The organism is Bacillus sp. 22-7 (assembly GCF_010628845.1).
Classification (GTDB): Bacteria; Bacillota; Bacilli; order Bacillales; family Cytobacillaceae; genus Cytobacillus; species Cytobacillus firmus_B.
In genome coordinates this window covers 62001-76092 of sequence record NZ_NJQY01000015.1, presented here as the reverse complement: position 1 = coordinate 76092, position 14092 = coordinate 62001, and the positions used below count along the sequence as shown (strand labels likewise).

Annotated in this window: 16 protein-coding genes; 7 read left to right on the top strand and 9 right to left on the bottom strand. The window is 42.0% G+C overall.

Translation table 11 applies throughout. The features are described 5' to 3' along the window. Positions 1–524: 524 nt before the first annotated feature. Positions 525–1907 (top strand): class II fumarate hydratase, encoded by a 1383-nt coding sequence (gene fumC, locus CE058_RS13490; protein WP_048012014.1) that lies wholly within the window; start codon positions 525–527, stop codon positions 1905–1907. A 66-nt stretch (positions 1908–1973) separates the two neighbouring features. On the opposite strand, the gene CE058_RS13485 is transcribed toward fumC, so the two are convergent. Continuing rightward, positions 1974–2192 (bottom strand): alpha/beta-type small acid-soluble spore protein, encoded by a 219-nt coding sequence (locus CE058_RS13485; protein ID WP_035326833.1) that lies wholly within the window; start codon positions 2190–2192, stop codon positions 1974–1976. A 296-nt stretch (positions 2193–2488) separates the two neighbouring features. Between CE058_RS13485 and CE058_RS13480 the strand changes: the two genes are divergently transcribed. Beyond that, entirely contained in the window at positions 2489–2731 is a 243-nt protein-coding gene (locus tag CE058_RS13480) for a hypothetical protein (RefSeq protein WP_048012079.1), read from the top strand. Positions 2732–2821: 90 nt separating this feature from the next. On the opposite strand, the gene CE058_RS13475 is transcribed toward CE058_RS13480, so the two are convergent. After that, positions 2822–3931, bottom strand: a complete 1110-nt coding sequence (locus tag CE058_RS13475; RefSeq protein WP_076262477.1) for an ABC transporter ATP-binding protein — start codon at positions 3929–3931, stop codon at positions 2822–2824. 114 nt (positions 3932–4045) lie between these two features. After that, entirely contained in the window at positions 4046–4939 is an 894-nt protein-coding gene (locus CE058_RS13470) for a PucR family transcriptional regulator (RefSeq protein ID WP_048012070.1), read from the bottom strand. 128 nt (positions 4940–5067) lie between these two features. Between CE058_RS13470 and CE058_RS13465 the strand changes: the two genes are divergently transcribed. Further along, positions 5068–5328 carry a metal-sensitive transcriptional regulator gene (locus tag CE058_RS13465; protein ID WP_035326844.1) on the top strand — a complete coding sequence of 87 codons (261 nt, stop codon included), beginning with the start codon at positions 5068–5070 and terminating at the stop codon, positions 5326–5328. Positions 5329–5444: 116 nt separating this feature from the next. Here the strand turns inward: CE058_RS13465 and CE058_RS13460 are convergent, their stop codons facing one another. Together CE058_RS13460 and CE058_RS13455 are read right to left on the bottom strand one after the other, a co-directional pair. Continuing rightward, on the bottom strand, positions 5445–5630 hold the full coding sequence (locus CE058_RS13460) for a hypothetical protein (protein ID WP_048012083.1): 186 nt from the start codon (positions 5628–5630) through the stop codon (positions 5445–5447). A 376-nt stretch (positions 5631–6006) separates the two neighbouring features. Next, positions 6007–6213 carry a YheE family protein gene (locus tag CE058_RS13455; RefSeq protein WP_048010741.1) on the bottom strand — a complete coding sequence of 69 codons (207 nt, stop codon included), beginning with the start codon at positions 6211–6213 and terminating at the stop codon, positions 6007–6009. 99 nt (positions 6214–6312) lie between these two features. Between CE058_RS13455 and CE058_RS24775 the strand changes: the two genes are divergently transcribed. Further along, positions 6313–6483 carry a hypothetical protein gene (locus CE058_RS24775; RefSeq protein ID WP_197087733.1) on the top strand — a complete coding sequence of 57 codons (171 nt, stop codon included), beginning with the start codon at positions 6313–6315 and terminating at the stop codon, positions 6481–6483. Between the two features lie 82 nt (positions 6484–6565). Here the strand turns inward: CE058_RS24775 and CE058_RS13450 are convergent, their stop codons facing one another. The 4 genes from CE058_RS13450 to CE058_RS13435 are packed head-to-tail and all read right to left on the bottom strand — an operon-like array spanning position 6566 to position 11552. Beyond that, entirely contained in the window at positions 6566–7735 is a 1170-nt protein-coding gene (locus CE058_RS13450) for a YheC/YheD family endospore coat-associated protein (protein ID WP_163143306.1), read from the bottom strand. Next, positions 7732–9096 (bottom strand): YheC/YheD family endospore coat-associated protein, encoded by a 1365-nt coding sequence (locus CE058_RS13445; protein WP_048010739.1) that lies wholly within the window; start codon positions 9094–9096, stop codon positions 7732–7734. Before CE058_RS13445 ends, CE058_RS13450 begins: the two co-directional genes overlap by 4 nt. After that, positions 9074–10177, bottom strand: coding sequence for a YheC/YheD family endospore coat-associated protein (locus CE058_RS13440; RefSeq protein WP_163143303.1), 1104 nt, complete (start codon positions 10175–10177; stop codon positions 9074–9076). The genes CE058_RS13445 and CE058_RS13440 overlap by 23 nt, the downstream gene beginning before the upstream one ends. Then, positions 10137–11552, bottom strand: a complete 1416-nt coding sequence (locus CE058_RS13435; protein WP_163143300.1) for a YheC/YheD family endospore coat-associated protein — start codon at positions 11550–11552, stop codon at positions 10137–10139. The genes CE058_RS13440 and CE058_RS13435 overlap by 41 nt, the downstream gene beginning before the upstream one ends. Positions 11553–11777: 225 nt before the next feature. On the opposite strand from CE058_RS13435, the gene CE058_RS13430 reads away from it, so the two are divergent. The 3 genes from CE058_RS13430 to CE058_RS13420 all read left to right on the top strand — a co-directional run bounded on the left by CE058_RS13430 (position 11778) and on the right by CE058_RS13420 (position 14027). Beyond that, entirely contained in the window at positions 11778–12917 is a 1140-nt protein-coding gene (locus tag CE058_RS13430) for a DUF445 domain-containing protein (protein ID WP_048010736.1), read from the top strand. A gap of 106 nt (positions 12918–13023) precedes the next feature. Next, positions 13024–13374, top strand: coding sequence for a YlbF/YmcA family competence regulator (locus CE058_RS13425; RefSeq protein ID WP_048010735.1), 351 nt, complete (start codon positions 13024–13026; stop codon positions 13372–13374). A gap of 128 nt (positions 13375–13502) precedes the next feature. After that, positions 13503–14027: a D-glycero-alpha-D-manno-heptose-1,7-bisphosphate 7-phosphatase gene (locus CE058_RS13420; RefSeq protein ID WP_048010734.1), complete on the top strand. Its 525-nt coding sequence runs from the start codon at positions 13503–13505 to the stop codon at positions 14025–14027. Positions 14028–14092: the final 65 nt, after the last annotated feature.

Sequence of the window (14092 nt, the reverse complement as noted above, 5' to 3'; positions counted from 1 at the left end):
TCTTTTTTATTAATGGTTTTATCCCACTAGGAATTTTGTTCAAAAAAAATTCATTACTCAGACACACAATAGTACTGGTATAAAGAAATTGTAATCCGGTATTCATGATAATCTAAAGCTATCACACATATCTGGAGGAGATTTTTATGGAGGAATTTTCTATTACCTTAGTGATAGCAAGTATTATGGTGCTTGGATACTTTATTGGGTATACAATTGTAAAAGCATAGCTGCCGGCTGATCCAGCCAGGCAGTTTTTTTATTGTAGAGGAAACTATAAGATTGAACGGTGAGAATAACTCTGTGGAAGAGTGTTTGCATCTAGCTCCAGCGCCTACCCCCTCGAGGCCACAAGACGAGCCGCGCAGAAAGGTAAAGAACACCTTCCCGAGCGGCTCGTCTTGTGCATGTCGGGGGTGAGCAAGGAGCTTCCGCTTTTGTTTTGCTCATTTTTATCATTAAATTTTGAAAATAAGGGAAAAGAATATAAAGGAATCATAATAATCATTTAAGGAGGTATGAAATTGGCTGATTTTAGAATTGAGAAAGATACTCTAGGCGAAGTGAAGGTGCCAGCTGATAAATATTGGGGAGCCCAGACACAGCGGAGCAAGGATAACTTTAAAATCGGCATTGAAAAGATGCCGATGGAAGTAATTTATGCTTTTGCCAAGGTAAAGCGTTCTGCAGCAGTAGTCAACAACAGGCTTGGGAAGCTCTCCCATGACAAGATGGAAGCTATTACAGCAGCTTGTGATGAAGTTCTAAACCATAAGTTTGACAGCCACTTTCCTCTGGCTGTATGGCAGACAGGGAGCGGCACACAATCAAATATGAATGTAAACGAGGTTGTCGCCAAAAGGGCGAATGAACTGCTGGACGAGAAAGGGGTACGGGATAGTAAAGTGCATCCAAATGATGATGTCAATATGTCTCAAAGCTCTAATGATACATTTCCGACTGCCATGCATATCGCAGCTTATACGGAGGCGGAGCAAAAGCTGCTTCCATCATTAAAGGAATTAATAAGGACAGTTAAATCGAAAGAAGAGGCCTTCAAATCAATCGTCAAAATAGGCAGGACTCATTTGCAGGATGCAACACCTCTTACATTGGGTCAGGAAATCAGCGGCTGGCGTGCCATGCTTGAAAAGAATGAAAAGATGCTGATGGACGCAATGCAGTATCTGCTTGACTTAGCCATTGGAGGTACAGCAGTCGGAACGGGCATTAATGCAGAGAAGTCATTTGGACCTGAAATGGCAAACGAAATATCCAGACTTACAGGCTATTCATTCCGTTCGTCTGACAATAAATTCCAGGCCTTGACCAGCCATAATGAAATTGTCCATGTTCATGGGACATTGAAGGGGCTGGCAGCAGATTTGATGAAAATAGCCAACGATGTCCGCTGGCTGGCAAGCGGGCCGCGCAGCGGAATTGGGGAATTATCGATCCCGGCAAATGAACCAGGCAGTTCAATCATGCCTGGCAAAGTAAATCCGACGCAAAGCGAAGCCCTTACAATGGTGGTTTGCCAGGTATTTGGAAATGATGCATCCATTGGATTCGCAGCAAGTCAGGGGAACTTTGAATTGAATGTGTTCAAGCCTGTTATTATCTATAATCTTCTTCAAAGCATCAGTATTCTTGCAGATGGAATGGCCTCTTTTAATGAAAAATGCATGATGGGACTGGAGGCTAATAAAGAAGTGATTAATGGCCATGTTGAGAGATCACTAATGCTTGTAACGGCACTCAATCCGCATATAGGTTATGAAAAGGCAGCGGAAATTGCCAAACTCGCATTCAGAGAGAATACAACCTTGAAAGAAGCAGCCTTAAAAACAGGGTATATCACGGAAGAACAATATGAGAATTGGGTTGTGCCCGAAAAGATGGTCTAAATAAAATGGCCCCCCTTTCAAGAAGGAGGGCCAAAGCCATATTTATTCAATTGTTATCTTGCTTTATTAGAAAGAACCGCCGCCAAGCTGTTGTTCAGCCATTTGAACAAGGCGTTTTGTGATTTCTCCCCCAACAGATCCGTTAGCGCGGGAAGTTGTTTCTGCACCAAGGTTTACACCAAATTCAGTAGCGATTTCGTACTTCATTTGATCAAGTGCTTGAGCTACTCCAGGTACTAGTAACTGGTTTGAGGAATTGCTTCTGCTAGATGATTGGTTGTTCATGTGATTTCCTCCTCGAAATATAAGTGTATTGGTTTTTGGCTGGGTTAGCTGGAATTGCACCAGCGCAAGGATTTTATCCTGCTCCACTGCCTGGCGTAACCCATCGGTTTTTACTGCGGATGCTTGATGCCGCTGTGTTTACTCTCTATTATGTTTGATTTATAAAAGTTTATTCTTTCAAGAAATCGGGAATTTTTTCCTGATAAAATTCACTGATTAAGAGTTTTACATAACGAAGATTAAACAGACAAATCATAATAAATATCAGCAAAGAAAACGAAAGTGAGAGGATTGGAATGGCTATTTGCCCAGTCTGCAACGGCTTTGAGAAAATCGAATCAGCCTGCAGCTCCTGCGGAAGCAGGATGGAGGACAGTGGAAGAGTAATGGACTTTTACGATGATTATAGTGCCTATATGCCAATTGACCAGATGAAAATGGAAGATGGCTATCCCCGGGATTATCAGCAGGAGGAATGTCCCCACTTGCTGAAGTGTCCATCATGCGGCCATGATTCGGTGAAATTTATCAAAGAGTAGAAAGAAAATAGATGGCGGCAGCACCTGGTGACGGCTTGGCGGATGCTGACAGTATTAAAAAACCCCGTCAGCTTTGACGGGGCTTCAATGTTATTCTTTTTCAGAACGGATTCTTCTTTCATGGTCTGCATCAAAGAAGTGCGCTTTGTTCATATCGAAAGCAAGCTCAAGGTTTTGGCCCGGCTTAATATCTGTGCGGGAATCCACGCGTGCTACGAAATCCTGGCCTTCTATGCTTGAGTAAATCATTGTTTCAGCACCAGTCAGTTCGGAAACGTCAATGCGGGTATTGATTTTTGAACCGGCAGATGCATCAATAAATACCGGCTCATCGTGAATGTCTTCCGGACGAATGCCAAGGATAATGTTTTTGCCTGTATATCCCTGTTCCCGAAGAACCTTCATTTTACCTTCAGGGACTGCAATCTGAGTTTTGCCAATAATAAATTTGCCGTCTTCAAGCGTACCGTTAAAGAAGTTCATGGCAGGTGAGCCGATAAATCCGCCTACAAAAACGTTTTCAGGCTTTTCATAAACTTCTTTTGGTGCGCCAACCTGCTGAATTACTCCATCCTTCATAACAACAAGGCGGGTAGCCATTGTCATGGCCTCTGTCTGGTCATGTGTTACATAGATAGTAGTTGTTTGAAGACGCTGGTGAAGCTTGGCAATTTCTGCACGCATTTGAACACGAAGCTTTGCATCAAGGTTTGATAGAGGCTCGTCCATGAGGAATACCTTTGCATCACGGACAATCGCACGGCCTAAAGCTACACGCTGGCGCTGTCCGCCAGACAATGCTTTTGGCTTGCGGTCAAGGTAAGGCTCCAGCCCCAGAATTTTTGCTGCTTCTTTTACTCTGCGGTCGATTTCATCTTTTGGAAACTTGCGAAGCTTAAGGCCGAAAGCCATATTATCGTACACGGACATATGCGGATAAAGTGCATAGTTCTGGAAAACCATTGCAATATCACGATCTTTTGGAGGAACATCGTTGACACGCTTCTCATCGATATAGAAGTCGCCTTTTGAAATTTCCTCAAGACCTGCAATCATACGGAGAGTTGTGGATTTACCGCAGCCGGAAGGGCCGACAAAAACAATAAATTCCTTATCTTTAATATGAAGGTTAAAATCTTCTACAGCTGTTACTTTATTATCATAAATTTTATAAATATTATCGAGTTTTAATTCTGCCATCAGGGTAACCTCCCAATAATCTTTTTCTTAATTACAGTTTAATGGATACGAGTGTTTTCCCATATGGCCAAACTGCACAAAAAACTGAAAGCGTTTTTATGCAATGTGCTCAAGTCAGGTTTGCTCAATCAGCAAACAGGCTAAATAAACAGTCAGCGCGCTGTTAAAGTCCTTCAACTGAATGCCGGTCTTCTCTGTGAACTTATCAAGCCTGTACTGCAGAGTATTCCGGTGGATGTACAATTTTTTCGCCGTTAATGAAACGTTGGAGCTGTTCTGTAAAAACACTTTTATGGTGTGCAGGAGTTCAGGGTCTTCTTCCAGTAAAGAAAGGCGTGAAAGCAGGCTCTTTTTTAAAAATACATCCAGATGCCCAGTGATAAGGGAGGGGAAGAGCTTTTCAAAATTCAGCACTCTTTCAGCTGGAAGCAATGAGGAAGCCTGCGCGAATAGAAGCTGTTCTTCTTTAAAAAGCTTGTGTAATTGTGTCCCCGCCTTATTCGGAATGCCAATGTAAAAGGCTGTTTTTACAAAAAAATCACTTTCTAAAGCATTGGAAACAGCAAGGAATTCTTCTTCGGCAAGAGAGTCTTTACCCTCTTCAATGATGACCCCTGTGGCTTCCCCGTTCCATAAAATCGTTATGTCCTTTTCGAAAAAACCTCTAAAAGCAGCTTCCATATCCTCACGTATCCATTCGCCCTCAGACATTTTGAACTGAACCAGCCTGTATGGAACATCTTTTGCGTATGATGGGTGATCCCCATTTAAAAATAAGTATTGGAACCAGGCTTGCGCAGCAGGGGCAAGGTGAATGGAACTGTCATGGAATTCAAACAAAGTTTTCAATACCATCAGACTATCTGCAGATACCTCTTGAACTGGAATGCCAAGCCATTGGCCTGACTCTTCATGATGAAACCAGTACAAATCAGAATTAAAGCTAAAATCAGGTTTTTTAAATTGAAGTTGAGAGCCCGGATACCGGTCATGTAATTTGTTTAACATATCTTTACCCTTTGGTTTGATAATTTTTTGTGTTTCTTATATTATAGCAGTTATAATTTAATTGAAAAAATTAACTTAATCTGTGAATGTTTCTATAAAGGGAATTGAGAGTGTGAGGAGTGAGACTCATGGAATATACACCTGAAATGAAAAACCGCTTGAAAAGGCTGGAAGGCCAGGTTCGGGGTGTGATCCGAATGATGGAAGAAGAAAAACACTGCAAGGATGTTGTTACACAATTATCTGCTGTCCGTTCTGCTGTTGACCGTGCAATGGGATATATTGTAGCTAAAAACCTGGAGACATGCATCCGTGAAGCAAACAATGAAGGCAAAAATGCGGAGGATGCAATCCAGGAAGCTGTGAATATGATTGTAAAAAGCAGATAACCAGAAAAGCTCCAGGCGCCCACTTTTCGGCGCCTGGAGCTAGATAGTTATCTAACAGCACAATAAATTCAATTTAATCTCTATAAAAGGCACCTGAATTCAGGTGCCTCTTATTTTTACTCAGCCTCATATGGAGGTTCTTCCTCATGCAGTTCCCTGGCTTGTTCGATATTAACATCACCGCCGCGCCCATGGACGGAGCCTCCGGAAAGACCCTCGTTTATGATCCTGTCTATATCCATATAAGCTTTGTCCCTGCCTTCATAATGGACGTCCTCTGAACCCCTGCGTTTTTTATCCATGTGTAAATCGCTCCTTTAGATGTAATATCTTGGCGGGATTATTTTTCCAAAAGAGCTTTATCGTCATGCATGATTTCTCTAATTTTTTTCTTATTCCTGGCTTTTTTTCGTATAAATTGCTGTTTTTGACCTATTAATGCTGCCCGATGATTTCCGCTCCAGGCTGCTCAGCGAACCGCGGGGCGTGCGGTGAGCCTCCTCGGCGCTGCGCGTCTGCGGGGTCTCACCTGTCCCGCTACTCCCACAGGACGTTGAATAAGCTTCCCTGAAAAAGCACCGCACGAAGAAAATGCGAGAGCATTTTCGAGGATCTCGCACCTTCCGCTACAATCAACTCATTATATCTGCAAAAAGCAACAAACTTTGTGAAAAATGCTTATTCATACACATGAAATAACATCAATTCATGAATTTGGGATTTCAGGTCCTCCTCCTGTCCGGCACGATCTCCGGATGTCCATTCAATTTTTCCGTCTGGATGATAGATGCCGGTAACTTTTTGCTTTTTGAAGTAAAAAGAAAATGTCCATCCCGGCAATTGTTTGTTTTCATATAAAGGTTTGAATTGAAAGTGTGTCAGCATTAGGATTCCTCCAGATGTTGTAATATCCCGTTTAACGTTCCTGAAAAAGGGAATGGAACAGATGTAGAAACATTTTAACATTAAAAGGAGGCAAAAAGGATGAAAAGAAACAATAAATTTATGATGTCAGCCATGGCCCTTGGAGCAGCTTATTTAATGAGAAACCCGGATTCACGCCAAAAGCTTAAAGACCAGTTTAAATCTTTTGCCGGAAGTGCCTCTAAAAAAAATCGGGTTAAGACAGCGAAAAGCCCTGTAACGACTTATTAATTCTTTGTCAGGGACACTTGTAAAAAAATCGCATAAAAATAGCCGTGCACGCTGTGGGTGCACGGCTATTTTTAGTAGCATTCTAGAACCCGGACAATGAGAGAAATAAGCGGGTCAGTTCTTCAATTCTTTTTTCTTCTATCCAGGTTTCATCAAAACTCATCGGCTTTGAATTTATTTCATAAATCACATAGTTGCCCTGATCAGTTAATCCAGCATCAATAGAGTATTCTCCATGAAAACCTTTCGTTTTCTCAAGAATTTTTCCTGCCTCCGATGCTGCAGTATGAATAAACGCATCATGTTCTTTTGTGCGGAGACTTTCATATGGAATCATCACCCCGCCATTCGGGATGTGGGTTGTAATGTCCTGGTCCTGAGACTGCCTAATGCCAATCCCTGTAACCGAATAGCTGCCTCGGCTGAAATGGGCTAAGATTCTAAAATCAAACCGCTTGCCTTCTAATTTGGCAGGGCTGATCGCTTTCTGTGCTAAATAAGGTTTATCCATCAGGTGAGTTTCCCATTGGCACCAGAAATGTTCAAAATCAGCGTAACTGAATGAATCGTGCAGACCGTTTAATGTGATGCTTTTTTCCAGCCGGATTAATTGGTATATTCCTTTGCCTTTGGAACCGTTTGCCAGCTTTAAGTAGATATTATTATATCTGTGGATAAATTCCTTTAGAGGCTTTGGTCCGGTGACAAGAATGGTTTCAGGAATATAATCCTTTAATGGCGGATGGTCTTTTAATAGCTGGTAAATGTCGAATTTATCAAGAAAGCCAGGATTGAAAAGTGGAATAGCCTGCTCGTTAAAAAAACGGCTTGCTTTATGAAAGGCTTCTGTTTTTTCAAGTTTCCGGAATGGCACCCTGTTGTAGACAAGATGCGGAAGAGGACACATGGCTTCAATCCACTTATCCTGACTGGGAATATAAATATAGCCGTTCACGGAATTATCCTTCAGGTTCTCTGGGGTAAATACATAGGAAACCCCGCTCTTTTGCAATATGCTATTCTGGAGGGCCTTAAATAAAGGACCATTGCCGGCAATAGCCTGATCCTTTCCTTTTCCGGCAAGAATGCCAATCACCGGTCCGGCATTACCGTTCCGCAAGGATAATGAAAAGGAAAGCGAATCTCGTGCCGCCTGCGGGCTAATAATGTTTAAAGGGTGTTGGCTGCTTCCAAGGGTACAACTGCTGCTGCCGAACCAGGTCCTGCTGGCCCAGTCATAATAAACCTTCATCTCACAATTTCCTGAGGCTTCATAATAGATGCTTCGGCAAGGAAAACGGCGAATGAAAGTGATAGCTTGCGGGTAAGAAAGTCGAACTCCCTGAGCTGAGGGTGTTTGAATATGGATCTTCCGGGCTTTGAATTTGCTTCAAACAGCCATACCTGGCCATTTCGGTCCAATCCAAAGTCAAAGCCGATTTCACCGATGATACCTTCCATGTTCCGTTCCAGTGCCTTGCTGATATTAAGTGCCGCCTCACTTAACTTCGACATTGCCTCTTTTTTTTCTGCATCCGATTCAAATACTTCTTCAAGGACTTTGATTTCACCTCCGCTTTTCACATGAGTTGTAACACTGCCGGGTCCCGCCATTTTTGCCGCTGCGGCGGTAACTTTCCATTCCCCATTCTCATCTTTATTGGTATGAACCCTGAAATCAATCGCTCTCTGTTCATGACGGAGCAAATGAATTCCCTGCTGAACAAGCATCCGGCTTAAACTTCGTCCTGCAAAAACATTCCGCATTAAATTTTCCAAAGTGTTAAACCTTCTCAGCCGATTTTCGTCCCGAACTCTATATCGGCAATAATAATTCCCATCCCTTTTATCATAAATAATTTGATGAATCCCAAGCCCAAGGCTTCCATTAATAGGCTTCAGGAAAACATGGCCATAATCAGCCAGCATTCTTTCAATTACAGAAAAAGAAGAAAAAGGGTGGGTTTCAGGCAGGTAATGACTAATATTATCATCGTTCTGCAGTCTTTCATAAACATCTAATTTATTAAAGAATCCAGGATTATACCAGGGAATTAAATAGTCTTTCTGAAGGCGGGCGCGAACTTCCTTCAGCTCATTCCTTCTTTCACTTCTTCGGTTGGGAAGCCGATCATAAACAACATTCGGAAAAGGGACTTCAAAGGTTTCCCAGCCTTCCTCATGATAAAAAAGCCCATGGATGGTTTCTTTTTCCCAGTTAATTTGCTGGTCACCGAATAAAAACGGAATGGCACCTACCGTTTTTTTGACCGAAAGCAGTTTGGCAAAAAATAGGGTTCGATCCCCAACCGGCCTTAAAGGAAAAGAGGTGAATCCTGATGTGAAGATACCTACGAGCGGGCCGAGGTACAGAGTACCCTTATTGGCAAATGCATGCAGAGGAATCTTGAGATCAGGGAAATACAGTGCTTCGGCAACATCTTTACTTATGATGATGGAGTTCTTCTTTGTCTTCTGGAGTAAGAAAGAAGAATCTGCCGAATGAGTGCCAAATGCCAGTTTCGTCAAATGAGTATGAAGGTTCAGCTCATTTGGAATATAAACTGTTTTGGAGGCGGAATCGGAAATTTCAATTTGATATTGTTTTCTCATGATTCGTTCTCCTTTCCATTTCCTTATTGGCTGCCAGGAATTTGGCATAGAGAAGGGGAGCGGTATATAACTCTTCCTCCTTCTCAGGCTGGCTGTTCAGGATGGTTTTCCTTCCTGGCTTTGAGTTAATATCCAGAATCCAAATAGAGCCGTTAGTTTCCACTCCGATATCGATTCCCATCTCAAATAGCGGGGGAAGCTTTCGTTCAAGTGCAGCAGGAAGTGTATCGATAATGTCATAAAGCTCATCGGAAAGAAAACTCTTTAATGAAGGTGGGTATTGAGTGACCCACTCCTTAAAAGAAATATTGCTGCCGCCAGCGCTTAAGTTGGAGACGATGCCTCCTTTTCTGCCTGTGCGAATGCCCCGGCCCAGCTCCTTCCAGGCACCATTCCTGTCCTTTTGAAGCAATATTCTTATATCAAAGGGCTGACCGTCCTTGTTTGATAGATTCACATATGGCTGGATGAGGTATTGCTGTTTTGCGGTCAATTTATTCAGCCATCCAGCTGCCTTTTCTTCAGTTTCAAAGCTGCGTGAAACCTGGGCATTCCTTTTATCTGTTTTAACCAGAATATCTTTGCCCGTTTTCTCAATATAATAGATTCCATGTCCCTGTGACCCGCTTGCCGGTTTTAAAATGCAGGGCTGATTAGTAATGAGGCTGTTTATGAAACTGTCAGCTCCGGTAAATGGAGCCGTCTTCAGCAAATAAGGTGATATGTTTGAACAGGAGAGAATTTCATATAATTCAAGCTTATTAGGCAATCCGTAGCCAAGGAATTGGATGTCATTTCTTGCCTTTAGCCAATTCACGATGGATATACATTGTTTCGAGCGGGAGTCATTTCTGTAAAAACAGCGATCATAAAGAATCTCCGGCACTGGAAATTCTGCCGGCTCCCACTCCCCTGAAGAAGGGTTATAGGAATCACCTGCAATCCTTTCTGAAACAGGATTGATATCTGTAGGCACAAACCTGAAGCAATTAATGTTATATTCATTAGCTCTCTTCGCCAATTCCGTAAAGTATGGCTGTTCACTCCGTTTGTTTAAAGTCATGATTCCGAATGAAAGCATTTTGTAGTCCTCCTTTTTGGATAAATGATAAAGCCGTTGCATATTCGATCAGTGCCTTGGCAGAGGGTCTTATTCTTTTTTCTTTGTCTTCAAAGTTCTTGGAGGGTTTAGAATTCACTTCAATGATCCAGAGTTTTCCATTAGAGTCCAATCCAATATCAATTCCGAGTTCTCCAACAAGGCCTTCGCATTTCTGACTGATGATGGTTGCTGTTTCAACTGCAAGCTCCTTCAATAACGCCAGCTGCTGAACCGCTGTTTTCTGATCAGAGTGCATCGTGAAGATTCTTAGGGGCTTCATAATTTCCCCGCCTCTTGCAATATTGGAAACAAATTGCTGCTCGGCAGAAATCCTTGCCACTGCAGAAGTGGCCCTCCAGATATCCTGAAAGTTTTTATGGCAGAGCACGCGGAAATCAAGCTGCCTGTTCTTATAAGTTTGCAGAGGTATGGCCTGCTGTGCCAGAAAAATTGTTTTCTTTTGGTACTGCTTGAACCATTGTGCAAAACGGTCATAATTTTTGAATGTGAGCGTATTTTCCCTGCCGTTTCCGGTCGATACTTCTGTCATGATTTCTTCGTCCTGTATACTAAGTCTGATAATATTCCGTCCTTGGCTGCCATGTATGGGCTTAAGGAATATTAACCTGTGTCTGGCCAGCATTTCCTTGATGGTTTGTTCATCTGCAATGGCTGTATCAGGCAGATAGGGATGCATATGGTCCTCAGAAAAGAGGAGGTTATGAACTTCCTTTTTCGATAAGAAACGGTCATTAAACATTGGGATGTTAAAGTTTATCAAGTTATTTTTAAATGATTGAAAAGCAGAACTTGCTTCAAGCATCCGGGAGTGGATCCGGTTATAAATCACACCAGGCAAAGGAACGGGACGTTTTATCCATTTTCCCTCACGCAGGCAATAACCCTGCAGCTTTCCTTCAATGCAGTCGCGAAAATGAAATACATAGAAATATCCGCGCAGGCCGGAAACAACTTCATGCAATTCTTCGCAAAAAGAATGAATTGATCGGAAATCAGGCTCTTCGCCACTTTCATTAAAATCCGTCATCAGTCCAATAACCGGCCCGGCAGTAATAGTAAAGTCCTTTCTGGAGTAACTGGCGACAAAATGGAGATCTTCCATTGGCAGGCAGCATTCCTGAAAAAGCCCTTCACAGAACATAATTTCATCTTTTGTAATGTTTGCTCCTTCGATGGTTACCTGAATGGCATGCATGCCGATCCGCAGCAAATGGGGCTTTTGCAAATCAATATTCCAGTAATGTACGAGAGAATGGCTAAGTTGAATGCGAAATTGATTTTCCTGAAACATTTTTACCGGAACAATCGTAATAGGCAATAAAGAAACTGTCATGATCATTCCTCATTTGCTTATCTTTATTTGAGCCTATTTTGAACAACCTCATGCAGTTTGCAAATTGAATGCTGAATTTATTCCGCAGAATGTGCAAAACTCCCATTGATGAAGTTTTCACTGTATAATGAAAAAATAGGCAAAAGCTGATACCATATCGTATGTTCTGGGCAATTAAATGGTGCGTCAAGAGGCGCCTGTAACTTAAGGAAGGTAGAGATATCTATGGAAATTGCAATGACAATAATATTAATGATGATAATTGGGGCTCTCATTGGCGGGTTTACTAACTACCTGGCTATTAAAATGCTCTTTAAACCTTATAATGCCGTGTACATAGGTAAATGGAAGGTTCCATTTACCCCTGGGCTGATTCCTAAACGAAGAGATGAAATGGCTGATCAGATGGGAAAGCTGGTTGTTAATCATCTTCTGACACCGGAAAGCATTAAGAAAAAGTTCATCAATGATCAATTTTTGCATGATATGACCGGGATTGTTCAGAAAGAGATGGAAACTATCCTGCAATCAGAAAAATCAGCAGAGGACATTCTTGCAGCGTTTGGAATCACGGATGGCCAATCGAAAACGGAGTACCGCATAAACTTATTAATTGAGCAGAAATATGAAAAGATTATAAGTGAATATCGAGGCCTGCCTCTTAAAAATGTTATTCCTCAGGGCCTGTTGGATAAAGCAGATGAAAAAATTCCGGCTATCAGTTCAATGATCCTTCAAAAGGGGGTTGATTATTTCTCCAGCACTGAAGGCAAAATGAGGATACAAAGAATGGCTGATGATTTTGTTCGTGAACGCAGCGGCGTGCTCAGCAATATGCTGCAGATGTTCATGGGCAACATTAATCTTGCGGATAAAATTCAGCCGGAAATTGTTAGGTTTTTAAGTAATGAGGGTACGGCCGACCTGATTACAACCCTTTTACAAAAAGAGTGGCGTAAAATCCTTGAGATGGAAGCTGCAGTTATTGAAGAGCAGCTCGAAAAGGAACAGATTCTTTCAGTATTAAAGAATATTGCACACAGAGTCATTAATCTGGAAAATGTATTTAAAAAGCCTATCTCATCTTTTATGAACCCTTATAGAACAGTACTGATAGAAGAGCTTGCTCCTAAAAGTGTTCAGATGCTTTCTGATTGGCTTTCAGGAAAGACAGAAATGGTTATGGAACGGCTTCGTCTGGCAGAAATTGTTCGTGAACAGGTCAGCAATTTTTCGGTTGAAAGATTAGAAGATATGGTCTTTTCCATCATCAAAAGCGAGTTAGCCATGATTACAAATTTAGGTTTTCTGCTTGGGGGTATTATTGGTCTCGTACAGGGAATCATTGCTATATTGATTAATTAAAGGGTATCGCCTCGCGTTTACTGTCATAGTTTGTTATAGTGTAGTGGATGTTCGAAACGGAGAGTGAATTGTCCATTTTGAACAAGAATCGGAAGGAGTGTTTTTAATGGCAGTAAATTTATATGACTCAGCCTATGAATTAGAAAAAGCAGTGCGGGAAAGCGATGAATATAAGGCTCTAAAGCAGGCATATGATGATGTGAATGCAGATCCGTCTTCAAAAGCAATGTTTGATAACTTCCGCAAAATCCAGATGGAACTTCAGCAAAAACAAATGATGGGCCAGGATATTACACAGGAAGAAGTAGAACAGGCTCAAAAGACAGTCGCGCTTGTACAGCAGCACGCCCAGATTTCAAAGCTTATGGAAGCAGAACAGCGCATGAGCATGATGATTGCAGAAATGAACAAAATCATCATGAAGCCTCTTGAAGACCTTTATGGTGCAGCTGAATAATACCATGAGAAAACTCTCGGAAATTGATCCGGGAGTTTTTTATACGAAAAAAGCATCTTCCGATATTAAACTGAACAAGGTTTGGGTACCTTTATGATAGATATCGATTTAATGAAAGGGGCAGCACATTGAAAAAAGCCATTTTTTTGGACCGGGACGGCGTTTTGAACGAGGTTCTATCAGACAGGGTAAAATTCGTTAACAAGCCTGAGCAGTTATATTTACTGGAAGGGGCAGCAGAAGCTGTGGCAGAACTGACCAAAGCCGGTTATGAAATTTTCGTTGTGACCAATCAGGGTGGCGTGGGACTCGGTTTTTTGAAAGAAAGGGAGCTAAAGAGAATTCATGAAAGGCTGCAGGAGCTTGTCTCAGTAAAAGGGGGACATATTAAAGAGGTCGCCTATTGCCCTCATAAGCCGAAAGCAGGCTGTGAATGCCGCAAGCCAAATGCAGGCATGCTGGTGGATTTGGCTGGAAGGCACAATCTTGATCTAACTAAAAGCATTATGGTAGGCGATCATGAACGGGACATTGAGGCGGGTAAGAAGGCAGGCTGTAAAACTGTTTTTATCGGCTCTGATCCAACAAGTGCAGATATTCAGGCGTTATCTCTTTTTGAGGCAGTGGATGATATATTGAATATGCTTAAATAGGGTGAAAAACCGCTTCCGGGATTAGCTGGAAGCGGCATTTTATTTTACTATGATTTCGTTTTTGG

Excerpts from the sequence above, each read along its gene's own strand:
- CE058_RS13475 (WP_076262477.1), bottom strand. The coding sequence starts at position 3,931 with ATGGCAGAATTAAAACTCGATAATATTTATAAAATTTATGATAATAAA.
- CE058_RS13435 (WP_163143300.1), bottom strand. The coding sequence starts at position 11,552 with ATGACAGTTTCTTTATTGCCTATTACGATTGTTCCGGTAAAAATGTTT.
- CE058_RS13450 (WP_163143306.1), bottom strand. The coding sequence starts at position 7,735 with ATGAAGGTTTATTATGACTGGGCCAGCAGGACCTGGTTCGGCAGCAGC.
- CE058_RS13465 (WP_035326844.1), top strand. The coding sequence starts at position 5,068 with ATGGAATATACACCTGAAATGAAAAACCGCTTGAAAAGGCTGGAAGGC.
- CE058_RS13445 (WP_048010739.1), bottom strand. The coding sequence starts at position 9,096 with ATGAGAAAACAATATCAAATTGAAATTTCCGATTCCGCCTCCAAAACA.
- CE058_RS13470 (WP_048012070.1), bottom strand. The coding sequence starts at position 4,939 with ATGTTAAACAAATTACATGACCGGTATCCGGGCTCTCAACTTCAATTT.
- CE058_RS13485 (WP_035326833.1), bottom strand. The coding sequence starts at position 2,192 with ATGAACAACCAATCATCTAGCAGAAGCAATTCCTCAAACCAGTTACTA.
- CE058_RS13425 (WP_048010735.1), top strand. The coding sequence starts at position 13,024 with ATGGCAGTAAATTTATATGACTCAGCCTATGAATTAGAAAAAGCAGTG.
- CE058_RS13430 (WP_048010736.1), top strand. The coding sequence starts at position 11,778 with ATGGAAATTGCAATGACAATAATATTAATGATGATAATTGGGGCTCTC.
- CE058_RS13460 (WP_048012083.1), bottom strand. The coding sequence starts at position 5,630 with ATGGATAAAAAACGCAGGGGTTCAGAGGACGTCCATTATGAAGGCAGG.
- CE058_RS13440 (WP_163143303.1), bottom strand. The coding sequence starts at position 10,177 with ATGCTTTCATTCGGAATCATGACTTTAAACAAACGGAGTGAACAGCCA.
- CE058_RS24775 (WP_197087733.1), top strand. The coding sequence starts at position 6,313 with ATGAAAAGAAACAATAAATTTATGATGTCAGCCATGGCCCTTGGAGCA.
- CE058_RS13480 (WP_048012079.1), top strand. The coding sequence starts at position 2,489 with ATGGCTATTTGCCCAGTCTGCAACGGCTTTGAGAAAATCGAATCAGCC.
- CE058_RS13455 (WP_048010741.1), bottom strand. The coding sequence starts at position 6,213 with ATGCTGACACACTTTCAATTCAAACCTTTATATGAAAACAAACAATTG.